The sequence below is a fragment of the Streptomyces sp. Q2 genome, from assembly GCF_056820935.1.
In genome coordinates this window covers 13,503-36,732 of sequence record NZ_JBXEJE010000012.1, presented here as the reverse complement: position 1 = coordinate 36,732, position 23,230 = coordinate 13,503, and the positions used below count along the sequence as shown (strand labels likewise).

Here is a 23,230-nt window from a genome sequence, read left to right as displayed (position 1 = left end):
TGGTGGCTGGTCGCGCAGTTCCCCGCGCCCCTAAGGGCGTTTACGCGTCCTCTCTCAAGAGATCCGCGCACTTCTCGCCGATCATCATCGTCGTGATGCACGGATTGACGGTGACGAGGTCCGGCATGACGGACCCGTCGGCGACCCGGAGCCCCTCGGTCCCCTTGACCCGCAGCCGCGCGTCGAGCGGGGCCGAGGGGTCGTCGTCCGCGCCCATCTTCACGGTGCAGGACGGGTGGTAGACGGTGTTGTGGGTCTTGTGGATGTAGTCGAGCAGCTCCTCGTCGGTCCGCACGTCCGGGCCGGGGGCCAGTTCCGCCCCCGCCCAGCCGCTCAGCGCGGGCTGTGAGGCGATGCGCCGGGCGAGCTTGAGGCCGTACGTCATCACCCGCACGTCGTGCTCGTGGGTGAAGTACCGCGGGTCGACCCTCGGCTTGTCCCGGTAGTCGAGGGTGCGCAACCGCACCGTCCCCCGCGACCTGGCCCGCGTGACGTTCGGTGTGAGGCAGAAAGCGTTCTCGGACGTCGGGTAGCCCCAGCGGGCCGTGTTCATGTCGAACGGCACCGACCCGTAGTGGAACATCAGGTCGGGACGGTCCAGCCCGTCCTCGGTGTCGTAGAAGATGCCCGCCTCCCACCACTGGCTGGACGAGGTGGGCATGGGTTGCGCGGCCTCCCACATGATGACGCCCTCGGGGTGGTCCTGGAGGTTCTCGCCGACGCCCGCCGAGTCGACCACGACCTCGACGCCGACCTCGCGCAGATGCTCGGCCGGTCCGATGCCGGACAGCATCAGCAGCTTCGGGGTGTCGATCGCCCCGCACGACACGATCACCTCGCGCCGGGCCCGTACGGTACGGGTGTGGATCAGGTCCGGGTCCAGGTACTCGGCGCCCACGCAGCGCCGGCCGTCGAGCACCAGCTTCTTGGCCCGCACTCCCGTCCGCACCTCCAGGTTCGGCCGCTTGCCCAGGACCGGGTGGAGGTAGGCGACCGACGACGACTGGCGGATGTTGTTCTCGTCGGAGTTGATCTGGAACCAGTTGGCGCCCCGGACCACCGTCGAGCCCGTGTTGAAGGGCGTCGTCGGGATGCCGGCCTGTGCGCACGCCTCCAACAGGGCCGTGCCGCACGGGTCGTCGCTCTTGAGCGTGCGCAGCTTCACCGGGCCGGTGCGGCCGTGGTGCTCGCCGGGAGCGTCGTTGTTCTCCAGCCGCCGGTAGAGCGGGAAGAGATCGGCGGCGCTCCAGCCCGTACAGCCCTGGGCGGCCCAGCCGTCGAGGTCCTCGGCCGGTGCCCAGAAGGCGATGCAGGAGTTGTGGGACGAACAACCGCCCAGCACCTTCGCGCGGGCGTGCCGCATGAAGCTGTTGCCGCTCGCCTGCGGCTCGACCGGGTAGTCCCAGTCGTAGCCGGACTCCAGCAGGCCCATCCAGCGTTCGAGTTTGAGGACGTCGTCGTCGCCGACGTCGCTCGGACCCGCCTCCAGGACGCACACCGTGACCGAGGGATCCTCGGAGAGGCGGGCCGCCACGACGTTGCCCGCGGTGCCGCCGCCGACCACCACATAGTCGAACTCATCGGTACTCATGAGTGGTTGACCTCCGTCAGTCGGCCGCCGGGGCGGCGAGGGGAGTCGTGGTGGCCTGCAGCTGGTGCTCGGCGAGCACGCCGGTGCGGTGCCGCTGGACGAACCAGTAGTAGGCGAAGCCGCCGCCCATGATGACCGCGACGAACAGCACCGCGCCCCAGCGCAGGTACCAGTGGTACGGAGCGGCCGCGTTGTAGACCTCGGCCCGCGGCCAGATCAGGTTGATCGTCATGGCCGTGCCCCACACCACGGCGACGATGTTGACGAGCAGTCCCCATCGGCCCAGCGAGAACTTGCCGTCGCCCGCGGGCTGCCACTTGCCACGCAGCCGGGCCACCAGCATCGGCCCGGTGACGCCGAGGTAGGCGAGGTAGATCATGATGATGCCGATGCTGGTGACGACGGTGAAGATCTGCGGCTGGCGGATGTTGACGACGAGGATCGCCACGGCGAGGATGCCGATGATCACCGCGGGCAGCACCGGTGTCTGGAAACGCGGGCTGACCTTGGCCAGCTTGGAGGACCCGGGAAGGTTGTTGTCACGGGCCATCGCGAAGGTGAGGCGGATCGCCGCCGTGTGGACGGCCAGCGCGCACACGGTGACCGCGATCAGCACGCACCACAGCATCGCCTTGCCGGCCGTCGAGCCGAGCACGTCGAGGACGATGTACTGCAGACCGTCCGTGGACAGCTTGTCGCCCTTCAGGCTGGAGACGCTCATCAGCGCGAGCAGCAGGATCAGGCCGCCCAGGACGAACGAGGCGACGATGGCCCGGATGATGGCGCGCGGCGCGTTGCGCGACGGGTCCAGGGACTCCTCGCCGAGCGAGGCGGCCGTGTCGAAGCCGTACATGACGTACGCGGACGCCAGCGAGGCCACGAGGAAGGCGCCCATGTAGCCCGCCTGGTGCCCGGCCCCGGTGCCCGCCGTGTCGGTCACCACCTGCGGACCTCGCGTGATGTGGACGGCGAACATCACGATGAGGACGACGGTGGCGATCAGCTCGATGAGCACGCCCGCACTGTTGATGGTGGCCATCAGCTTCACACCGAAGGCGTTCACCAGGGTCGTGAACAGGATCAGCACGGTCGCGAGGACGACCGCGTTCGTCGCCACGTCGTACTTGCCGCTGCCGTCACCCACGAACTGGAACGTTGACGAGATCTGCGGGAGCGTCAACTGGTAGGCCAGCGCGACGGCCGAGATGGACACGATGGATGCGATCAACATCATCCAGCCGGCGAGCCAGCCCAGATGCGGATTGCCTATCTTCTTCGACCAGTTGTAGACGGAGCCCGCGACGGGATAGCGGGCGGCCAGTTCCGCGAAGCACAGGGCGACCATGAACTGGCCGACGAAGACCATCGGCCACGACCACCAGTAGGCGGGGCCGCCGCTGCCGTAGCCGAAGTAGAACAGCTGGAAGGTGCCGGTGAGGATCGAGATGTAGCTGATTCCGGCGGCGAAGGTGTGGAAGTTGCCGAGGGTGCGCTTGAGTTCGGGTTTGTATCCGAACTCGGCGAGTTCGGCGTCGTCTCTTTCTCCGGACGTTGGTTGCTCGGTCGTCGTCATGAGCGGACTCCTGGTGGGCCGGGGGAGGGAGGAGCGACTGCTGCGGGTGCCTGGATCAATCGAGGGCCGTTATACGCGTAGGCCATGTGCATGGTGTTACAGGAGAGTCAGGCGAACCAGCCCTGCGACACGGGAGCGGTGTTGCGCCAGATGTGCTTGGTCTCGCGGTACTCGGCGAGGCCCGACGGGCCGAGTTCGCGCCCGAAGCCGGACTGCTTGAAGCCGCCCCACTCCGCCTGTGGCACATAGGGGTGGTAGTCGTTGATCCAGACCGTGCCGAGCCGCAGCCGCCCCGCGACCCGGGCTGCCTTGCCCTCGTCGCTCGTCCAGACGGCGCCGGCGAGGCCGTAGATGGTGTCGTTCGCGACGCGCACCACCTCGTCCTCGCTGGTGAAGCGCTCGACCGTGAGCACCGGTCCGAAGGACTCCTCCTGGACGACCGACATCTGGGCGGTGCACTCGTCCAGCACCGTCGGCGGATAGTAGAAGCCGTCGTCGAGGCCCGGCCCGGACGGGCGCGCACCCCCGCATCGCAGCACCGCGCCCTCCTCCAGGCCCTTGGCGACATACGCCTCGACCTTCGAGCGGTGCGCCGCCGAGATCAGCGGCCCCGTCTGCGCCTGCTCGTCGAACGGCCCGCCCAGGCGGATCAGTTGGGCCCGGCGTACGACCTCGTCCACGAACCGGTCGTGCAGGGAGTCCTCGACCAGTAGCCGCGCCCCCGCCGAGCAGACCTGCCCGGAGTGCAGGAACACCGCCGTCAGCGCCATGTCCACGGCCGCCTCGAAGTCCGCGTCGGCGAAGACGATGTTGGGGTTCTTGCCGCCGAGTTCGAGCGCGACCTTCTTCACGGTCGCGGCCGCGGCCACCATCAGGCGGCGACCGGTCTGCAGGCCGCCGGTGAAGGACACGAGGTCCACGTCCGGATGGTCGCCGAGCGGTGCACCGGCCTCCGGGCCGGCGCCGAGCACCAGGTTGCCGGCCCCGGCGGGCAGCCCGGCCTCCGCCAGGAGCCGCATGAGGTGGATCGCGGTGTGCGGGGTCAGTTCGCTCGGCTTCAGCACGAAGGTGTTGCCGGCGGCGACCGCCGGAGCGACCTTCCAGGCCGTCTGCAGGAGCGGGTAGTTCCACGGCGTGATCAGGGCGCAGACGCCGACCGGCTCGTACACCACCCGGCTGTCGACGCCCTGCGTACCCGTGTCCACGACCCGGCCGGTCTCGCTCGCGACCAGCCGCCCGAAGTAGCGGAAGCAGTTCGCGATGTCATCGATGTCGTACTCGCTCTCGACGAGCCGCTTCCCGGTGTCCAGGGACTCGGCGCGGGCGAGCACGTCCTTGTCCCGGATCAGGAGGTCGGCGACCCGCAGCAGCAGGTCACCGCGCTCGTTCGGGGACGTGCGCGGCCACGGCCCCTCGTCGAAGGCCCGGCGGGCGGCGGCGATCGCCTCCACCGTGTCCTTGCCGCCCGCCTCGTCCACCACCCCCACCAGGGAACCGTCGGCGGGACAGCGGATCTCGCGGGTGCGCTCGTCGACCGCACCGCGCCACTCGCCGTCAATGAACAGGTCCGGCATGACTGCCTCCCAGCTTTTCCACGAGCCACTCGTGGAAGATCCCGATGTGGTGCTCGGTGGGGACCAGCACACCACCCCTGCGGTAAGCACGCGACGCCATCGCCGGCTGCGTGCGTTCACAGGCCTCGAAGTCCTGCTCGTTCACCCGGTGGAAGAGCTCCACCGACTTCGACACGTCCGCCCCGGAGTCCACCACCTCCGGCGCGTACAGCCAGTCGCACTCTACGACCGTGCGGTCCTCGGACAGGGGGAACATCCGGTGAAGGATCACGTGGTCCGGTACGAGGTTGATGAACACCGTCGGCTTCACCGTGATGGCGTAGTAGCGGCGGTCCTGGTCCTCGGAGACCGAGGGCAGCTTGGCGAAGCCCTCGCTGCCGTCGACCGTGAAACCCCTGATCTCCTCGCCGAACTCGGCGCCGTGGCCCACGTAGTACTGGGCCGCGTAGCCGTCGGCGAACTCCGGGAGCACGTCGGTGAGTTCGGGGTGGATCGTCGCGCAGTGGTAGCACTCCATGAAGTTCTCGACGATCAGCTTCCAGTTCGCCTTCACGTCGTAGACGATCCGCTTGCCGAGCGCCAGGTTCTCGGTGCCGTAGTGGTCGATGGCCGCCACGTCGCCGAGCCGCTCCACGGCGGCGTGCATGACCGTCTCCTCGAAGGAGGGCGGTTCGTCGGCGAGGCACACCCAGGCGTAGCCGAGCCATTCACGCAGCGACACCTTGATCAGTCCGTACTCGACCCGGTCGACGTCCGGCATCTTGATCAAGTTCGGCGCGGCGATCAACCTGCCGTCGAGGTCGTACGTCCATGCGTGGTACGGGCACTGGAGGTTGCGGCGGACCTCACCGGACTCCTCCATGCACAGCCGCGCACCGCGGTGGCGGCAGACATTGAGGAAGGCGCGCAGCTCACCCTTGCGGCCGCGCGTGATGAGGATGTTCTCGCGGCCGACCTGGACGGTGCGGAAGGCGCCCGGTTTGACCAGGTCGGCGCTGCGGACGGCGCAGAACCACATGGACTCGAACAGGCGCTCCTGCTCCTGCCGGAAGATCTCCGGGTCGGTGTAGTAGTTCCCGGGGAGGGTGGCGATCAGGCTGGGGGAGATCCGGTGGGCCTCGGAGAGCGGGCTCTCGGAGGCGGGGGTCGTCGTCACGGGCGTGCTCCTCAGGCGGGCGCGGCGGCGAGGCGGGAGGGGGTGAACAGGCCGATGGGGTGCTCGGTGGTGCCGGTGAGGGCCAGGTCGGCGAGGATCTCGCCGACGACGGGCACGAACTTGAAGCCGTGCCCGGAGAACCCGCAGGCCACGGTGACGGACTCCGGGTGCGCGGGGTGCCGGGCGATGACGAAGTGCTCGTCGGGGGTGTTGGAGTACATGCAGGTGGCGGCCTTGAGGAAGGTGCCGGGCAGGTCCGGGATGCAGCCGGCCATGTGGTCGGCCATCGCCTTGATCTCGTCCTCGTGGACCGTCCGGTCGATGGTCTCCGGAGTGGTGACCTCGCCCTTGCGGAAGAAGGCGACCTTGGCGCCGAGGTCGGGGCCGTCGATGGACGGGAAGCCGTAGACCTGGACGCCGGCCGCGTCCTCCCAGATGTAGATCGGGTGGTTCTCGGGCAGGAAGGGCTGGACGCCCTCGGTCGGCTGGAACCAGTACATGACCTGCCGCTCGATGGTGAACGGCACCCCGATGTCGGTGAGCAGTTGCGGCGCCCACGCGCCCGGACAGATCACCAGCTGGGAGGCGGTGTAGGTGTTCTCCGCGGTATGGACGCGAACGCCGTCCCGGTACGGCTCCCAGCGTGTCATCGGCTCTTCGAAGTGCAGGTCGGCGCCCTGCCGGGTGGCGAGCTGGAGGTGCGCGGCGACGGTGTTCTCGGGCCGCACGAGACCGGCCTTCCTCTCGAACAGCGCCACCTCGTCGTCCTTCGGCGCGAGCGTCGGGAAGCGGCGGCGGATCTCCTTCGCGTCCAGCATCTCGTGCGGCAGGTCCCACTGCTGTGCGGAGAGGAGTGAGCCGGAGACGGTCCGGGAGTCGGGGTGGCCGATCATCACGCCACCGGGGAGGATCGCGATCTCGCGCCCGGTGGCCCGCTCCAGGTCTTCGTACAGTTCGTAGGCGCGCAGCAGCAGCGGGACGTACGCCGGGTCCTCGAAGTACGACTGCCGGGTGATCCGCGAACCGCCGTGGCTGGAGCCCCGGTTGTGCACCGGGCCGAACTTCTCCAGGCCCAGTACGCGGGCACCGCGAGCGGACAGGTGGTGGGCGGCGGCGCTGCCCATACCGCCGAGACCGATGACGATCACGTCGTAGGTGGGGGACATCGCGTTCCTCCTGAGGGTGCGTCAGTGATCGAGCGTGGTCGTCATCGGCGGATGCGGGTCATCTTCGGGTCGAAGAGGGGCTCTTCGGCGACCGTCGCCGGGACCTTCTCGCCGAAGTACTCGATGTGCACGCCGGTGCCGGTGGTGAGTGCGGCCGGCAGCCAGGCGTACGCGATGCAGCGGCCGAGCGTGTAGCCGTACGCGGCGCTCGTCACGTAGCCGGCGGGGGCGCCGTCGACGTAGACCGGCTCCTTGCCGAGGACCACGGCGGCCGGGTCGTCGAGGAGGAGGGGAGTGAGCTTGCGGGTGAGGGGCGCGTCGGTGAGCGCCTCGCGCCCCACGAACTCCTTGTCGGTGCGGACCGCGAAGCCGACGCCCGCCTCGTACGGGGAGTGCTCGTCGGTCATGTCGGTGCCCCAGGCGCGGTAGCCCTTCTCCAGGCGCAGGGAGTTGAAGGCCGAGCGGCCGGCGGCGACCACGCCGAGATCCCGGCCGGCCTCCCACAGCGTGTCCCACAGGCGCAGTCCCAGGTCGGCGGTCGTGTACAGCTCCCAGCCGAGCTCGCCGACGTAACTCAGCCGCATCGCCGTCACCGGGACGTGCCCGAGATACGTCTCCTTCGCGCGGAAGTAGCCGAAGGCCTCGTGCGAGAAGTCGTCGCGGGTCAGCGGCTGGACGAGGTCGCGGGCGAGGGGGCCCCAGACGCCGATGCAGCAGGTGCCGGAGGTGATGTCCTTGACGTGGACGTCGTGCGGGGCGTGCCGGGTGAGCCAGTCGAGGTCGGCGGGGGAGTTGGCGCCGACCTGGAAGCGGTCGGGGGCGAGGCGGGCGACGGTGAGGTCGGAGCGGACGCCGCCGGTCTCGTCGAGGAGCAGCGTGTAGGTGACCGCGCCGGGTTTCTTGCGGAGGTTGTTGGTGGTCATGCGGTGCAGGAAGTCCAGGGCTCCCGGGCCGGTGACTTCGAGGCGCCGCAGGGGGGTCATGTCGTAGAGGGCGACCTTCTCGCGGGTGGCTCTGGCCTCGGCGGCGGCGATGGGGGACCAGTGGCGGGCGGCCCAGGCGTCGCGCTCCGGGAGCGGGTCGAGCAAGTCGACGAGCGGGGCGTTCGCCTCGTACCAGTGCGGACGCTCCCAGCCGCCGCCCTCCAGGAAGTACGCGCCGAGCTGCTGCTGGCGGGCGTAGAAGGGACTGACCCGCAGGGGGCGTGGCTGCTCCATCGGCTGGAGGGGGTGGAGGACGTCGTACACCTCGACGAACTGCTGTGAACCGCGTTCACGGATGTACGACGGTGAACGCTGCGCTTCCTCGAAGCGCGTGAGGTCGCACTCGTGCAGGTCGAGGGTGGGCCGTCCGTCGACCATCCACTCGGCGACGGCCTTCGCCACACCGGCGGAGTGGGTGACCCACACGGCCTCGGCCAGCCAGAAGCCGCGCAGTTGCCGTGACTCGCCGAGGACGGGCATGCCGTCCGGGGTGAAGGAGAAGACGCCGTTGAAGCCGGCCTCGATCTCGGCGTCCCGCAGGGCCGGGACCAGCCGGCGGCAGTCGTCCCAGCTGGGTGCCCAGTCCTCCTCCGTGAAGGGGAGCGAGGAGGGCATGTCCAGGTTCTGGCTGCGGGCCTCGTCGTACGGCAGGACCGCGAACGGGTCGACCGGCATGGGCCTGTGGGCGTAGGAGCCGATGCCGATGCGGTCGGTGTGCTCGCGGAAGTAGAGGTCGCGGTCCTGGAAGCGGAGGATCGGCCTGGAGGCCTCCGCCTGGTGGTCCTGGAGTTCCGGGAGCGGCTTCGTCTTCGCGTACTGGTGCGCGAGCGGCTGCAGGGGGACGTCGATGCCGGCCATGCGGCCGATGACCGGGCCCCAGAAACCGGCGGCGGAGACGACGTGGTCGGCAGGGAAGGTGCCCCGGTCGGTGACGACGGCGGTGACCTTGCCGCCTTCCTTCTCGATCCCGGTGACCGTGTGGCGCTCCAGGAAGCGGGCGCCCCTCTCGGCGGCCCGTGCCATCTGGGCGCGGGACGCGAGCAGGGCGCGGGCGAGGCCGTCGTCGGGGGTGTGGAAGCCGCCGAGCACCACGGACTCGTCGAGGAGCGGCCAGAGTTCCTTGCAGCGGGCGGGGCCGACGACCTCGCCGCGGATGCCCCAGGCGGCGGCGTATCCGGCCCTGCGGTGCAGTTCGGCCAGGCGCTCCGGGGTGGTGGCCAGCTCCAGGCCCCCTACCTGGTGGAAGCAGGGGGCGCCGTCCACGTCGAGGGAGAGGAACTTCTCGACCGTGTACCTGGCGAACTCGGCGAGGGTCTTGGACGGACTGGTCTGGAAGACGAGGCCGGGGGCGTGCGAGGTGGAGCCGCCGGGGGCGGGCAGCGGGCCCTGTTCCAGGACGGTGACGTCACTCCAGCCGCGGGAGGTGAGTTCGTCGGCGAGGCAGCAGCCGACGATGCCGGCGCCGACGATGACCACGCGGGGGGAGTGAGGGTGGTTTTCGGGCGTGCTGGACATGCCCCTCCTTGCGGTGGCGGGGATGGCAGGGGGACGGGAAGCCGCTTGTACGGCGGGCTGAAGCGCTTGTCCGGCGGGCTGAGGGCGTTATGCGGCGGGCACGTTGGGCCGCTCGGCGGCGATCGTCGTGTCCTGGCCGTGTCCGGTGTGGACGATCGTGTCGCCGGGCAGGGTGAGCAGCCGGTTGCGGATGGACGCCTCGATGGTGGGGCGGTCCGAGTAGGAGCGGCCGGTGGCGCCGGGGCCGCCGTGGAAGAGGGTGTCGCCGGTGAACACGGCGTTGAGGAACGGGGCGTACAGCGAGCAACTGCCCCAGGTGTGCCCGGGGTTGTGGACGACCTGGACCTCGATGCCGGCGACGGTGAGGATCCGGCCGTCGGTCAGCTCGCCGTCCGGTTTGCGGCCGGGGTGGGTGTGGGACCAGAGCTCGTGGTCGCCGGCGTGGAGCAGGACCGGCGCCCCGGTGAGGAGGGAGAGCTCGGCCGCCGCGTCGACGTGGTCGTCGTGGGCGTGGGTGCAGGCGATGGCGGTGACGTGGCGGCCCGCGGCCGCCTCGTGGATGGCGCGGGCGTCGTGGGCGGCGTCGATGATCAGCACCTGTTCGTCGTCGCCGACGAGCCAGACGTTGTTGTCGACGTCGAAGGTCTCGCCGTCCAGGCTGAAGGTGCCCTGCGTGACGACCCGGTCGACGCGTACCGCGTGGTCCTTGTCGCTCACAGGACCACCACCGAGCGGAGCACCTCGCCGCGGTGCATCTTGGCGAAGGCCTCCTCGACCTGGTCGAGGGCGATGGTCTCGCTGACGAAGGCGTTCAGGTCCAGCAGCCCGTACAGGTACTGGTCGATCAGGAACGGGAAGTCGCGGCTCGGCAGGCAGTCTCCGTACCAGGACGACTTGATGGCGCCGCCGCGCGAGAAGACGTCGATCAGCGGGAGCTCGACCTTCATCTCGGGGGAGGGCACACCGACCTGGACCAGCAGGCCCGCGTGGTCGCGCATGTAGAAGGCCTGCTGGAAGGTCTCGGGGCGGCCCACCGCGTCGATCGCGATGTCCACGCCGTGGCCGTCGGTGAGCGCGCGGACCGCCTCGACCGGGTCCGTGCCACTGGAGTTGACGGTGTGCGTGGCGCCGAACCGCTCCGCCTGGTCCAGCTTCTTGTCGTCGATGTCGACGGCGATGACCTTCATGGCGCCGTTGAGGCAGGCGCCGGCGATGGCCGCGTTGCCGACGCCGCCGCAGCCGATGACGGCCACCGAGTCGCCGCGGCCGACCCTGCCGGTGTTGACCGCGGCGCCGTAACCGGCCATGACGCCGCAGCCGATCAGGCCCGCGGCCTCGGGGCGGGCGGCCGGGTCGATCTTCACCGCCTGGCCCGCCGCGACCAGGGTCTTCTCGGCGAAGGCGCCGATGCCGAGGGCGTTGCTGAGCGGGGTGCCGTCCAGCAGGGTCATCGGCTGGGTGGCGTTGCGGGAGTCGAAGCAGTACCAGGGGCGGCCGCGGCGACAGGAACGGCAGGAGCCGCAGGGCGCGCGCCAGGCCAGCACCACGTAGTCGCCGGGTTTGAGGTCGGTGACACCCTCGCCGACCGCCTCGATCGTGCCGGCCGCCTCATGGCCCAGCAGGAACGGGAAGTCGTCGTTGATCGCGCCCTCGCGGTAGTGCAGGTCCGTGTGGCAGACCCCGCAGGCCTGCACGGCGACGAGTACCTCTCCGGGGCCCGGGTCGGGGACGACGATCGTCTGCACCTCGACGGGTGCGCCCTTCTTCACAGCGACTACGGCACGGACCTCGTGTGGCACGACCAAGCTCCTCTGCTGTTGCGCAATGCACGATGGGTTGCGCTATGAGGAACATAGTGAGAACGCCATCGAGTAGCCGTCAAGAGGTGCGAGTTAACCCTTGGCAAAAGGAACGCGAGGGGCGAAACGTGCCGGACACACGGCGGCGCGGGACCAGGGGCTTCCCGGTCCCGCGCCGCGGTCCGTGTGGTGTTGTCCGGTTGTGGGTGTCCGGTGGTGGGGGTGTCTGGTCGTGCGTGTCTGTCCGTGGGTCGGTCAGAATCCGTATCCCATGCGGCGCGACAGCTCGGCGCCGGCCGCCACCGTGCGCTTGGCCAGCTCCGGCAGCCGGTCGCTGTTCAGGCGGTACACCGGCCCCGAGACGCTGATGGCGGCGATGACCTTGCCGTCGTGCGAGCGGACCGGGGCGGCCACGGCGGCCAGGCCCAGCTCCAGTTCCTCGATGGTGAGGGCGTAGCCCTGCTCCACCACGGCCTCCAGTTCGGACCGCAGCACGGAGGCGCCGGTGATGGTCCGCTCGGTGAAGCGCGGCAGGGAGCGTGCGAGCAGGCCCTCGCGCAGGGTGGGGGGCATGTGCGCGAGCAGCACCTTGCCGCTGGAGGTGGCGTGCAGCGGGGTGCGTCTGCCCAGCCAGTTCTGCGCGGTGACGGACGCGGTGCCGCGGGCCTGCATGATGTTGACCGCCGCGTCGTCGTCCAGGACCGCGATGTTGACCGTCTCGCCCAGCTCGTCGGCGAGTTCCCGGCAGACCGGGACGCCCTCCTGCGAGATGTCCAGCCGCACGGCCGCCGCCCCGGCCAGCCGCAGCACGCCGGCGCCCAGGTAGTACTTGCCGCGGTCCTTGGCCTGGGCCACCAGACCACGGTTCTCCAGGACGCCGAGCAGGCGGAACGCGGTGGACTTGTGCACGTCCAGCTCGTCGGCGAGCTCGGTGACCCCCGCCTCACCGAGCCGGGCGAGGATCTCCAGCACGCTCACGGCACGGTCCACCGACTGGACGGCGCTGGCCGCTCCTCTGCCGTTCTTCTCCGGGGTCGCGGCCTTCTCCTCGCTACGGTCGGACTGCTTCTGCGTGCGGGTCATGGCTCAACTCTCACCACCTGTGGGCCCCGTTCGGGCCGCATCTGCGGGAAACCCTTGACGTGACGGTCGTCCCGCCCGGATTCTGTTGCGCATGGCGCTCTATCGTGCGCCATGTGAAACATCATGTTACCGAAGGGTCCGGCGCCCGGAAGGGTGCCGAACGGTACCGATCAGCGCGGACCCGGTTCGGACCGATGATGATCCGACGAAGATCCGCGAAGACCCGACAAAGGTTCGCCGAAGATCCGGCGCCCAGTGAACTCCCTGCTTCAGCAGATGTTCCTGCTTGAGCAGGACTCCTCTCTCGAGCAGAAATCCCCGCTCGAGCGGAACTCCTCGATTACGCATTCTCTGCTGCCGGACCAACGACGGTCCGCACTCCCTGATCAACCTGGACCAGACAGGTCCGGACCGAGCGTCCCGGACCGAGAGGGGGGCCCGTGATACCCGTCTGCCGCTTCGAGAACCTCCCCGAAGGCGAGTCCGTCCGCGTCGAGACGACACCGCCCATCGCCGTGTTCCGCACTGACGACGGCGAGCTGTACGCCATCGACGACACCTGCACCCATCAGGACGCCTCCCTCTCCGAGGGCTGGCTCGAGGGCTGTCTGGTCGAATGCCCGCTGCACGCGGCTTCATTCGATCTCCGCACCGGACAAGCGACCTGCCTCCCGGCCCGGCGGCCGGTCCGCACCCACCGCGTCAGCGTCGACGACGGCATGATCCATGTCCACGTCGCCGCGGAGGAGGGCACCGCCGCATGAGGACCGTGACCGTCGTCGGCGCCTCCCTGGCAGGTCTGTACGCGGCCCGGGAACTGCGCTCCCAGGGCTTCGACGGGCGCCTGGTGATCGTCGGCGACGAACCCCACCGCCCCTACGACCGGCCTCCCCTCTCCAAGGACTTCCTCACCGGGCGCGTGGACGAGGACCGGCTCGCCCTCACGGACGCCGAGGAGACCGCCGAGCTCGACGCCGAATGGCTGCTCGGCGTCCGGGCCCGCGGCCTCGACCCCCGCGGCCGGACCGTGCTGCTCGACGGCGGCCGTACGGTGTCCACCGACGGCGTCGTCATCGCCACCGGCGCCTCGGCACGCCGTCTTCCCGGCTCCGGTCTCGCCGGGGTCCACACCCTGCGCACCCTCGACGACGCGCGCGCCCTGCGGGACGAACTCGGGGGCGGACCACGTCAGGTCGTCGTCATCGGCGGCGGCTTCATCGGTGCCGAGACCGCGTCCTCCTGCACCGCCCTCGGCCACCACGTCACCGTCGTGGAGGCCGCTCCGCTTCCGCTCGTGCCCCAACTCGGCCCCGAGATGGCAGCCGTGTGCGCCGCACTGCACCGGCGGGGCGGGGCGGACCTGGTCACGGGCATGGGGGTGGCCGCGCTGCGCGGCACCGTCTCCGTCACCGGCGTCGAACTCGCCGACGGCCGTGTCCTGCCCGCCGACACGGTGATCGTCGGCATCGGCGCCACACCCACCACCGCCTGGCTGGCGGGCTCGACGCTCGCCCTGCACGACGGCGTGCTGTGCGACGACGGCTGTGTGACGGCCCTGCCGCAGGTGGTCGCAGTCGGCGATGTCGCCCGCGTCGGCGGCACCCGCGCCGAACACTGGACCTCCGCGACCGAGCAGCCCCGGGTCGCCGTGGCCAACCTGCTCGCCGGACACACCCGGGAGACCGCGGTCTCGCTGCCGTACTTCTGGTCGGACCAGTACGGCGCGCGCATCCAGTTCGCCGGCCGTCGGCAGGACGGGGACGCTGTCCGCATCGCCGAAGGCGAACTCACCGACGACGCGCCCGGCGAGGGCGGCTTCCTCGCCCTGTACGAGCGGGACGGCCGTACCACCGCGGTGCTCGCCGTGAACCGGCCGCGCCCCTTCATGAAGGCGCGACGGGAACTCGCGGGAGGAGGGAGTAGGCCGCAGCCGGCCGCACTCTGAACGCCACCGGGCCCGGACACCGCGAGCCGCTCGCCGGACCGGCCTGACAGGTCCTCAGGAGTGCGACAGCCGGCCCGCGCCGCCCTGCCTGCGTATCCGCTCCTGGGCCCGCTCGACGGTCCGTGCCTGTCGCCGTGCCTTGCGCCGCTCGCGTCGCAGGGCACGCGCGCTGCTGCTGGGCGTCGACACCACGCCATGGCGCTGGTTCCACACCTGGCGGGTCACCCAGACGTCGAGGGCGCCCCAGGTGGCCACCACTGTGCTGGCGACGCTGCTGAGCACCATCGGGAACGCCAGCCAGGAACCGGCCATGGTGCACAGGAAGGCCACCATGGCCTGAATCAGCGTCACGGCGATGATCAGCACCGCCCGCACCGCAGACGTCCGCACGGGGTCGGGCAACCGCCGCCGCCGTGCAGGCTCATCGATCCACAACGGCCGGTAGGAGGGCTGTTCCCGCGCCGCGCGGCCCTCGGCGCGCTCGACGGACTCGGCCGCGCTCCTGTACGCCGCCGCCCCGCCCTCGTCGGTCGGAATGCCGCGATCCGGCGCCTCGGGTTCGCGCTGCGGCACCACGTGCGCCACCCCGCTGTCCGGCAGCGTCTCTTGTCGCTCCGCCGTGCCCATCACTGTGTCACTCCCCACCGCCTGCAGACCGCTCGCCCCGAATCAGAAGACCCGGCTCTCCAGTGGCTGCCCGGCTTGCGCTGAATTACGCCGCCCGGGTGCGGGTTGCGACTCCTGTGGCCGATTCCGCCCCCAACTCCCATGAGGAACGACGAACGAATCCCCTCCAAGATTCCCAACGAACGCAAAATTCCGGCCAACTGGCCACAGGGGCCGATCGCGTCCGCACCCACCGCTGCCAAGGAAAGACAGGGGGCAATCTCCTGTAATGAGCGGACAACTCACCATGTCTCGCCCTCGGTGCGGAAGTTCAGCTTCCGGACGGGTCTTCGAGTTACCTATGCGTCAGTAGTAGGCTCGCGCCGTTTGTTGACGCACATCTGTACCCCTGCCGGTGGGGGTCGAGCAGGGGGAGGCCATGCGCTTTCGCGGGAAGTCGATCCGCCGGAAGATCGTGGCGCTGCTCCTCGTGCCTCTGGTGTCCCTGATCGCGATCTGGGGCTTCGCCACGGTGATCACGGGCCGGGAAGTCGCCCAGCTGTTCCAGGTGTCGTCCGTCGTCGAGAAGATCGGCTACCCCACCGAGGACACCGTCCGGGTCCTCCAGCAGGAACGCCGCCAGACCCTCGTCTACCTCGCCGACCCCCGGGCCTCGGACGCGCTGTCCGCGCTGCGCAGCACGCGCGGCGCCACCGACGACGCCATCGTCAGGATCCGCGAGAACGCGAAGGACCCCGACGTCCGCGACGGACTCGACGCGGACGACGACGAACACCTCACCACCATCCTGGACGCGTTCGACGGCATCGACTCCCTGCGCCGCAGCGTCGAGGAGGGCACCGTCGACCGGTTCGAGGCCCTCGACCAGTACAACCGTCTCGTCGACCCCTGCTACGCCCTGCTCGCCTCCCTCGACGGAGTCGACAGCGTGGAGCTGGACAAGCAGGCCAGGGCCCTGGTGAACATCACCCGCGCCCGCGAACTGCTGTCCCGCGAGGACGCCCTGCTGGGATCCGCCCTGGTGGTCGGGAAGCTCTCCCACGACGAGATCCGAGAGGTCTCCGACCTCGCCGCCCAGCGCACCCTGATGTACGACATCAGCCTGCCGGTGCTGCCCGCGGCGGAACGCGAACGCTACGAACGCTTCTGGAAGAACGCCACCACCGCCCCACTGAGGTCGGCGGAACAGGCCGTCATCGCCGCCGAACCCGGCACCACCCCCGGCGCGGTGAGCGCCAAGAGCTGGGACGCCGCCGCGGGCAGCGCCCTCGACGAGCTCGCCACGCTCAACGACCAGGCCAACGACCGCTACCAGGACCGCGTCCGCCCCGACGCCATGGGCGTCATCGTCAAGGCGGCCGTCGCCGGCGTCCTGGGCCTGCTCGCCCTGCTCTTCTCGCTCGTCCTGTCCGTGCGGGTCGGCCGCGGCCTCATCCGCGACCTGCGGCAACTGCGCCTGGAGGCCCACGAGGCGTCCGGCGTACGTCTGCCCAGCGTGATGCGGCGCCTCTCCGCGGGCGAACAGGTCGACGTGGAGACCGAGGTCCCGCTCCTGGAGTACGACAAGAACGAGATCGGCGAGGTCGGCCAGGCCCTCAACACGCTGCAACGCGCCGCCGTCGAGGCCGCCGTCAAGCAGTCCGAGCTGCGGGCCGGTGTCTCCGAGGTCTTCGTGAACCTCGCCCGCCGCAGCCAGGTCCTCCTGCACAAGCAGCTCACCCTGCTCGACGCCATGGAGCGGCGGACCGAGGACACCGACGAACTCGCCGACCTGTTCCGCCTCGACCACCTGACCACCCGTATGCGCCGCCACGCCGAGGGCCTGGTGATCCTCTCCGGCGCCGCGCCCTCGCGGCAGTGGCGCAAACCCGTCCAGCTGATGGACGTCGTACGCGCCGCCGTCGCCGAGGTCGAGGACTACGAGCGCATCGAGGTCCGCCGGCTGCCCCGCGTCGCCGTCACCGGCCCGGCGGTCGCGGACCTCACGCACCTGGTCGCCGAACTCCTGGAGAACGCCACGGTGTTCTCCCCGCCGCACACCGCCGTCCAGGTACTGGGCGAGCGCGTCGCCAACGGCTTCACCCTGGAGATACACGACCGGGGCCTCGGCATGGCCGCCGACGCCCTCCTGGACGCCAACCTCCGGCTCGCCGAGACGCCGGAGTTCGAGCTGTCCGACACCGACCGGCTGGGCCTGTTCGTGGTCAGCCGGCTCGCCCAGCGGCAGCACGTCCGGGTCTCCCTGCAGCCGTCGCCGTACGGCGGTACCACGGCTGTCGTCTTCATCCCCGACACCCTGCTGACGGACGACGTCCCGGACACCAACGGCATCGGGTTCCGCCTCGACCGGCCCCGGCCGTCCAAGGAGGCCGAGCTGGCGGAGGCCCGCCGCGTCCCGCTCTCCGGGGCGTCGGCGCAGCTGCCCGGCCTGCCGGCCGCGCTCCTGGACGGTCCGGTCGAACTGGAGGCGCCGGTCGACCTCGACGCCATCGCCGACTTCCCGGGCGCCCTGGACGACGACGACAGCGAACGCGGCGGACTGTTCCGCCCGCGCCGCTCCCTCACCGGTACGGAGGAGGAGGCGGGCTCCCGGCCCGGCGAGCAGCAGTACGAGCGCGCCGAGCCGCGCGACGCGGGCCGGGCCGACGAGGGTCTCAACGCCCCGGTCCCGCTGCCCGCCCGCCGCGCCCCCAAGCTGGTCAGCTCCCACGGACGGCCGGTCACCGACCAGCGCGGCCGGCGCGAGGAGGCGGACGAGGAACATCCGACCGGTCCCGGCCGTTCGCGCCCCCAGTCGGCCGCCCCACTGGGCCCGGCTCCGCTGCCCACCCGCCGCCGCGGCGCGAGCGCGCTGCGCCGCGGTCCCGGCACGACGGACCGCCTCGACGACCAGCAGACCGATTCCCCGACAGGCGCGGGCCGCGAATTCGACGAGCACCGCACGGGGCCCGTGCCGGGCGCGGGCCGTGAATTCGGCGACCGCCGCGCGGGGTCCGCGACGGGTGATGCCCGTGACCGCGACGAGCACCTCACCGGAGCACCGGCCGTCTCCGGCCGCGAATCCGGCGGACACCACACCGGCCCTCCGTCCGGCGAGCGGCCCGAGCCCCCCGTCCTCCCCAGGCGCGCCAGGCGCGCCGAGATCACGTCCAGCGGTCCGGGCATGTCCGCAGGACGCCCGGGCACCGAGCCGCCGCAGGGAGCCGGAACCGGGAACGGGAACGGAACGGGCCCCGGCTCGGATTCCGGTTCCGGCACCGCTCCGCTGCCCCGCCGCGTACGCCAGGCCAGCCTCGCCCCGCAGCTGAAGCAGAGCCCGGGGCGGCGCACCGACGTCAAGGCGGAGCCGGAGGAGCGGGACGCCGACGAGGTACGCAGCCGGATGGCCTCGCTCCAGCGCGGCTGGCAGCGTGGCCGCGAGGAGAACGCCGCGGGCGACGACGCCCACAGCGGCACAGCACCACAAGGAACAAAGGGGGACGGTCGATGACCGCACCGAAGGCGACCGGCCACACCGCGGGCACCAACAACGGCGAGCTCAACTGGCTCCTCGACGACCTGGTGGACCGTGTCGCGAGCATCCGCAAGGCCCTCGTGCTCTCCGGAGACGGCCTGCCGACCGGCGTGTCCAAAGACCTGACCCGCGAGGACAGCGAGCACCTGGCCGCCGTCGCCTCCGGGTTCCACAGCCTCGCCAAGGGCGTGGGACGCCACTTCGAGGCGGGCAGCGTCCGGCAGACGGTCGTCGAGCTCGACGACGCCTTCCTGTTCGTCACGGCCGCCGGCGACGGCAGTTGCCTCGCCGTCCTCTCGGACGCCGATTCGGACGTGGGCCTGGTGGCGTACGAGATGACGCTCCTGGTGAAGCGGGTCGGCGTGCATCTGGGTGCCGCTCCGCGCACCGATCTGCCTCAGGGCGGGTAGTGGGATGACATGAGCGCAGACGGTCAGGGAAGAAGCCACTGGTTCGACGACGAGGCCGGACCGGTCGTCCGTCCGTACGCCATGACGCGCGGCCGCACCACCAGTACGGGGCAGCACCGCCTCGACCTCATCGCGGTGGTCGTCACGGAACCCCAGGCGGACGACCCCGAAGGCGACCACACGCTGTCCCCGGAACACGTGGACATCGTCGACCTGTGCCGTGACACCCCTCAGTCGGTCGCCGAACTGGCCGCCGAACTCAACCTGCCCATCGGCGTGGTGCGAGTCCTCGTGGGCGACCTCGTGACCGGGGAATTCGTCCACGTCAACCGGCCCGTGCCCCCTGCCGAACTGCCGGACGAAAGCATTCTGCGGGACGTGATCAACGGCCTCCGGGCGCTGTGATCGACCGCCTCGCCCACGAGGCAGCCGGTCGCGTCCGCCGCCCGTGGGGCGCTCACGGGCGGCGTCGGGAAAGGGAGAAGGGGAGAAGGGGAGCCGCACGGCCGACGCGTGCGCGTGCGTACGGGAGTCGGCCGGTGGCGCGCGGAACAGCTGTGACGCCCTGTCGCGTTCGGCGCCCCTTCTGTCGTCTGACCATCCGCGCGGCCACCGCGTCATGGAAACGCCCGCGTCTTCGAACGGCAGCCAAGACCGACCCATGCCCGAGGCGTTCGGCCACCAGGTGCGGACCGGGCACGGAAACAGCACTCCCGTTATGATCTGACCGATCGTCGACGACCATCCGCAGCAGCCACCCCACCGGCCTGCGGACACGGTGCCGAGCAGTGCCATCGGAGAGACAGACGTGACGACAGGCTGGCAGTTCCGGGTCGACCGAGGCGGCGCCTTCACCGCCCGGAAGCCTTTCGAGGCCGCTCACATGGGGACGACCCCAGCCACCACGCTGTACTCGTCATCGCACCCCCGGCGGTGGAGGCCACGGCTCTCCGTCGCCCGACCCCATCTAGCAGGAGTAGAGATCGATGATCTTCGGGCGTTCTGAGCGCGGCAAGCCCCCGGTCGAGCCCGTCACGTTCAAGATCCTGGTGGCCGGCGGATTCGGCGTGGGCAAGACCACCCTCGTCGGCGCGGTCAGCGAGATCAGGCCGCTGCGCACCGAGGAACTGCTCACCGAGGCCGGACGCCCGGTCGACGACACGAGCGGTGTGGAGGGCAAGCACACCACCACCGTGGCCATGGACTTCGGCCGCATCACGCTGCGCGAGGACCTGGTGCTCTACCTCTTCGGTACGCCCGGTCAGGAGCGGTTCTGGTTCATGTGGGACGAACTCTCCGAGGGCGCCCTCGGAGCCGTCGTCCTCGCCGACACCCGCCGCCTGGAGGACTGCTTCGCCGCCGTCGACTACTTCGAGCGGCGCTCCATCCCCTTCGTCGTCGGCATCAACTGCTTCGAGGGAGCGGCCCGTTATCCGGCCCAGGACGTACGCCAGGCCCTCGACCTCGACGACGGCGTACCCCTGCTGCTGTGCGACGCCCGCGACCGGGAGTCCGTCAAGAAGATCCTCATCGGCGTGGTCCAGCACGCGATGGCGTACGCGGCGGAGCGCCGCCAGGCCGTCACGACGTGACACGGGCGCGGCCCGTACCCCCGCCGACCGGGGTACGGGCCGCTGTCCGCGGCCGTCTCGGAGCGAAGCACGGGGCAACGCACGTGCGCGTGGGTCTCGTTGTCGTCCACGGTCGTCCACGCGCGCGGGGAGCTAGTTCTCGCCGTCCTCCAGCCAGCCGAAGCTCTTCTCGACGGCCTTGCGCCAGTGGTGGTATTCACGGTCGCGATCCGAGGCCTCCATGGCGGGCGTCCACTCGACGTCCTTCTGCCAGTGCGTCTTGAGCTCGTCCAGGTCGTTCCACACGCCGGTGGCGAGGCCGGCCGCGTAGGCGGCGCCCAGGCAGGTCGTCTCGGACACCCTGGGCCGGATCACCGGCACGCCGAGCACGTCCGCCTGGTGCTGCATGAGCAGGTTGTTCTTCGTCATGCCGCCGTCCACCTTCAGGGTGGTGATCTGCACCCCGGAGTCCTGGAACATGGCGTCCACCACCTCCCGCGTCTGCCAGCTCGTCGCCTCCAGCACCGCGCGCGCGAGGTGTGCCTTGGTGACGTACCGGGTGAGACCGGTGACGACACCGCGCGCGTCGGATCGCCAGTACGGCGCGTACAGGCCGGAGAACGCGGGCACGATGTACGCGCCGCCGTTGTCCTCGACGCTCGCCGCCAGCGGCTCGATCTCGTCCGCGGTACGGATGATGCCGAGCTGGTCCCGGAACCACTGGACCAGCGCACCCGTGATGGCGATCGAGCCCTCCAGGCAGTAGACCGGAGCCTCACTGCCGATCTTGTAGCCCATCGTCGTCAGCAGGCCGTTCTTCGAGGGCACCGGCCGGTTGCCGGTGTTGAGCAACAGGAAGCTGCCCGTGCCGTACGTGTTCTTCGCCGTGCCCACGTCGTAGCAGGCCTGCCCGAACACGGCCGCCTGCTGGTCGCCGAGCGCCGAGGCGACCGGCACGCCCGCGAGCTGGCCGACCGCCGTGCCGTACACCTCGGCGGACGACCTGATCTCGGGCAGGACCGCCTCGGGCACGTTCATCGCGGACAGGATGGAGGCGTCCCACTGGAGGGTCTCCAGGTTCATCAGCATGGTCCGTCCGGCGTTGGTCACGTCGGTGACGTGCTGCCCGCCGTCGGTGCCGCCGGTGAGGTTCCAGATCAGCCAGGAGTCGATGGTGCCGAAGGCGATCTCACCGCGCTCTGCGCGCGCCCTGAGGCCGGGCACGTTGTCGAGCAGCCAGGCCGCCTTGGGCCCGGAGAAGTAGCTGGCCAGCGGCAGCCCCGTCTGCTCGCGGAATCGGTCCTGCCCGTCCGAGCCGCCCAGTTGGTTGCACAGCGCGGCCGTACGCGTGTCCTGCCACACGATCGCGTTGTGCACCGGCTTGCCGGTCGCGCGGTCCCACAGGACCGTGGTCTCCCGCTGGTTGGTGATCCCGAGCGCGCTGAGCTGGTCGGCGCGCAGACCGGCCTTGGCGATCGCCCCCGCGACCACCGCCTGCACCTTGGACCAGATCTCGGTGGCGTCGTGTTCCACCCAGCCCGGCTTGGGAAAGATCTGGCGGTGCTCGCGCTGGTCGACGGCGACGATCGCGCCGTCGTGGTCGAAGACGATGCAGCGGCTGGAGGTGGTGCCCTGGTCGATTGCGGCGACGTACTTTGCGGCGTTGTCCGTCATGGCTACCCCTTGGGCTGGGATTCAGGATGCTGCTCACAGCTGTTCGGCGGATGCTCGGTGCGGCGATTGCTCGGTGCGGGCTCAGTGCGGCGATTGCTCGGTGCGGCGGATGCTCGGTTCGGAAGCGGCTCGGGCGGACAGCTGCTCACGTGGACAGTTCCTCAGGCATGAAGCTGCTCAGGTGGACAGCTGCGCAGGTACGAAGCCGTTCAGAAGGCCGCGTTGTAGATGAGACCCGCGAGCGCCCCGCCGATCAGCGGGCCGACGACCGGGATCCAGGCGTAACCCCAGTCGGAGGAGCCCTTGTTCGGGATCGGCAGGAAGGTGTGCACGAGGCGCGGGCCGAGGTCGCGCGCCGGGTTGATGGCGTAACCGGTGGGCCCGCCGAGGGAGAGACCGATGCCGACGACCAGCAGCGAGACGATCAGCACGAGGGTCCCGGACTCACCGAGCCCCGTGGTCAGCCCGAACGCGAGGATCGGCAGGACGAGCGCGACCGTCGCGATGATCTCCGTGACCAGGTTGGCGACAGGGTTCCGGATCTCCGGGATGGTGGAGAAGATGCCCAGGGTCGGCAGCGGCTCCTCCGCCGTCCCCTCGGTCGTCCCCGTCTCCCGGACGTTGGCCTGGAACTGGGCGAAGTACGTGAGATAGCACAGGACGGCGCCGAGCATGGCGCCCACCATCTGGCCCAGCAGATAGACCCAGACCTTGCCCCACTCGCCGGTGTCCACGGCGATGCCGAGCGTGACGGCCGGGTTGAGGTGCCCGCCGGAGAGGGGAGCGGCGGTGTACGCACCCGCCAGCACACCGAATCCCCAGCCGAACGCGATCACGATCCACCCCGAGGCTCTCGCCTTGGAATATCTCAGGGTGACGGCGGCGCAGACGCCGGCACCGAACAGGATCAGAATCGCGGTACCGATGATCTCGCCGACGAAGATGTCTCCATTGCTCATGGCGGCTCCTAGGCCCTGGGCCCTGAGTCCGGGACGATCGGCCCCGGCCCTGCGTGCGGGATGCGGTTCCCCTGGCGAACTGCCGAGGGC

The 23,230-nt window shown here is 70.4% G+C and carries 18 protein-coding genes; 6 read left to right on the top strand and 12 right to left on the bottom strand.

Features of this window, described 5'->3' with window-relative positions:
* Positions 1 to 40: 40 nt before the first annotated feature.
* From ACWBNA_RS14925 to ACWBNA_RS14885, 9 genes are all read right to left on the bottom strand, one after another.
* Positions 41 to 1,591 carry a GMC family oxidoreductase gene (locus ACWBNA_RS14925; protein ID WP_482704813.1) on the bottom strand — a complete coding sequence of 517 codons (1,551 nt, stop codon included), beginning with the start codon at positions 1,589 to 1,591 and terminating at the stop codon, positions 41 to 43.
* 16 nt (positions 1,592 to 1,607) lie between these two features.
* Positions 1,608 to 3,164 carry an APC family permease gene (locus ACWBNA_RS14920; protein WP_482704812.1) on the bottom strand — a complete coding sequence of 519 codons (1,557 nt, stop codon included), beginning with the start codon at positions 3,162 to 3,164 and terminating at the stop codon, positions 1,608 to 1,610.
* Between the two features lie 107 nt (positions 3,165 to 3,271).
* Positions 3,272 to 4,738, bottom strand: a complete 1,467-nt coding sequence (locus ACWBNA_RS14915) for an aldehyde dehydrogenase family protein (RefSeq protein WP_482704811.1) — start codon at positions 4,736 to 4,738, stop codon at positions 3,272 to 3,274.
* Positions 4,719 to 5,894 (bottom strand): aromatic ring-hydroxylating oxygenase subunit alpha, encoded by a 1,176-nt coding sequence (locus tag ACWBNA_RS14910; RefSeq protein ID WP_482704810.1) that lies wholly within the window; start codon positions 5,892 to 5,894, stop codon positions 4,719 to 4,721. Before ACWBNA_RS14910 ends, ACWBNA_RS14915 begins: the two co-directional genes overlap by 20 nt.
* An 11-nt stretch (positions 5,895 to 5,905) precedes the next feature.
* On the bottom strand, positions 5,906 to 7,060 hold the full coding sequence (gene solA, locus ACWBNA_RS14905) for an N-methyl-L-tryptophan oxidase (protein WP_482704809.1): 1,155 nt from the start codon (positions 7,058 to 7,060) through the stop codon (positions 5,906 to 5,908).
* 41 nt (positions 7,061 to 7,101) lie between these two features.
* A complete protein-coding gene (locus ACWBNA_RS14900) occupies positions 7,102 to 9,558 on the bottom strand; it encodes a GcvT family protein (protein WP_482704808.1) in 2,457 nt (818 codons plus the stop codon).
* Positions 9,559 to 9,645: 87 nt separating this feature from the next.
* The gene (locus tag ACWBNA_RS14895) at positions 9,646 to 10,275 is read right to left on the bottom strand and encodes an MBL fold metallo-hydrolase (protein WP_482704807.1); all 630 of its coding nucleotides are present in this window, start codon (positions 10,273 to 10,275) and stop codon (positions 9,646 to 9,648) included.
* Positions 10,272 to 11,357, bottom strand: a complete 1,086-nt coding sequence (locus ACWBNA_RS14890) for an S-(hydroxymethyl)mycothiol dehydrogenase (RefSeq protein ID WP_482704806.1) — start codon at positions 11,355 to 11,357, stop codon at positions 10,272 to 10,274. Before ACWBNA_RS14890 ends, ACWBNA_RS14895 begins: the two co-directional genes overlap by 4 nt.
* A gap of 255 nt (positions 11,358 to 11,612) precedes the next feature.
* Positions 11,613 to 12,440 carry an IclR family transcriptional regulator gene (locus tag ACWBNA_RS14885; RefSeq protein ID WP_482704805.1) on the bottom strand — a complete coding sequence of 276 codons (828 nt, stop codon included), beginning with the start codon at positions 12,438 to 12,440 and terminating at the stop codon, positions 11,613 to 11,615.
* 440 nt (positions 12,441 to 12,880) lie between these two features.
* Between ACWBNA_RS14885 and ACWBNA_RS14880 the strand changes: the two genes are divergently transcribed.
* Complete coding sequence (locus ACWBNA_RS14880; RefSeq protein WP_482704804.1) at positions 12,881 to 13,204, top strand: bifunctional 3-phenylpropionate/cinnamic acid dioxygenase ferredoxin subunit; 324 nt, start codon at positions 12,881 to 12,883, stop codon at positions 13,202 to 13,204.
* Positions 13,201 to 14,385, top strand: coding sequence for an NAD(P)/FAD-dependent oxidoreductase (locus ACWBNA_RS14875; protein ID WP_482704803.1), 1,185 nt, complete (start codon positions 13,201 to 13,203; stop codon positions 14,383 to 14,385). Before ACWBNA_RS14880 ends, ACWBNA_RS14875 begins: the two co-directional genes overlap by 4 nt.
* 54 nt (positions 14,386 to 14,439) lie before the next feature.
* Here ACWBNA_RS14875 and ACWBNA_RS14870 read toward each other — a convergent pair whose 3' ends face one another.
* Positions 14,440 to 15,012, bottom strand: a complete 573-nt coding sequence (locus ACWBNA_RS14870; protein WP_482704802.1) for a hypothetical protein — start codon at positions 15,010 to 15,012, stop codon at positions 14,440 to 14,442.
* A gap of 418 nt (positions 15,013 to 15,430) precedes the next feature.
* Here ACWBNA_RS14870 and ACWBNA_RS14865 point away from each other — a divergent pair, with 418 nt between their 5' ends.
* The 4 genes from ACWBNA_RS14865 (at position 15,431) to ACWBNA_RS14850 (ending at position 20,528) form a co-directional block, all read left to right on the top strand.
* Positions 15,431 to 18,502, top strand: a complete 3,072-nt coding sequence (locus tag ACWBNA_RS14865; protein WP_482704801.1) for a sensor histidine kinase — start codon at positions 15,431 to 15,433, stop codon at positions 18,500 to 18,502.
* A complete protein-coding gene (locus tag ACWBNA_RS14860) occupies positions 18,499 to 18,936 on the top strand; it encodes a roadblock/LC7 domain-containing protein (protein ID WP_482704800.1) in 438 nt (145 codons plus the stop codon). The genes ACWBNA_RS14865 and ACWBNA_RS14860 overlap by 4 nt, the downstream gene beginning before the upstream one ends.
* A 9-nt stretch (positions 18,937 to 18,945) precedes the next feature.
* Positions 18,946 to 19,341 carry a DUF742 domain-containing protein gene (locus ACWBNA_RS14855; protein ID WP_482704799.1) on the top strand — a complete coding sequence of 132 codons (396 nt, stop codon included), beginning with the start codon at positions 18,946 to 18,948 and terminating at the stop codon, positions 19,339 to 19,341.
* A gap of 581 nt (positions 19,342 to 19,922) precedes the next feature.
* Entirely contained in the window at positions 19,923 to 20,528 is a 606-nt protein-coding gene (locus ACWBNA_RS14850; protein ID WP_482704798.1) for a GTP-binding protein, read from the top strand.
* Positions 20,529 to 20,660: 132 nt separating this feature from the next.
* On the opposite strand, the gene glpK is transcribed toward ACWBNA_RS14850, so the two are convergent.
* Positions 20,661 to 22,181 carry a glycerol kinase GlpK gene (glpK, locus tag ACWBNA_RS14845; RefSeq protein WP_482704797.1) on the bottom strand — a complete coding sequence of 507 codons (1,521 nt, stop codon included), beginning with the start codon at positions 22,179 to 22,181 and terminating at the stop codon, positions 20,661 to 20,663.
* Positions 22,182 to 22,390: 209 nt separating this feature from the next.
* The gene (locus tag ACWBNA_RS14840) at positions 22,391 to 23,140 is read right to left on the bottom strand and encodes an MIP/aquaporin family protein (protein ID WP_482704796.1); all 750 of its coding nucleotides are present in this window, start codon (positions 23,138 to 23,140) and stop codon (positions 22,391 to 22,393) included.
* Positions 23,141 to 23,230: the final 90 nt, after the last annotated feature.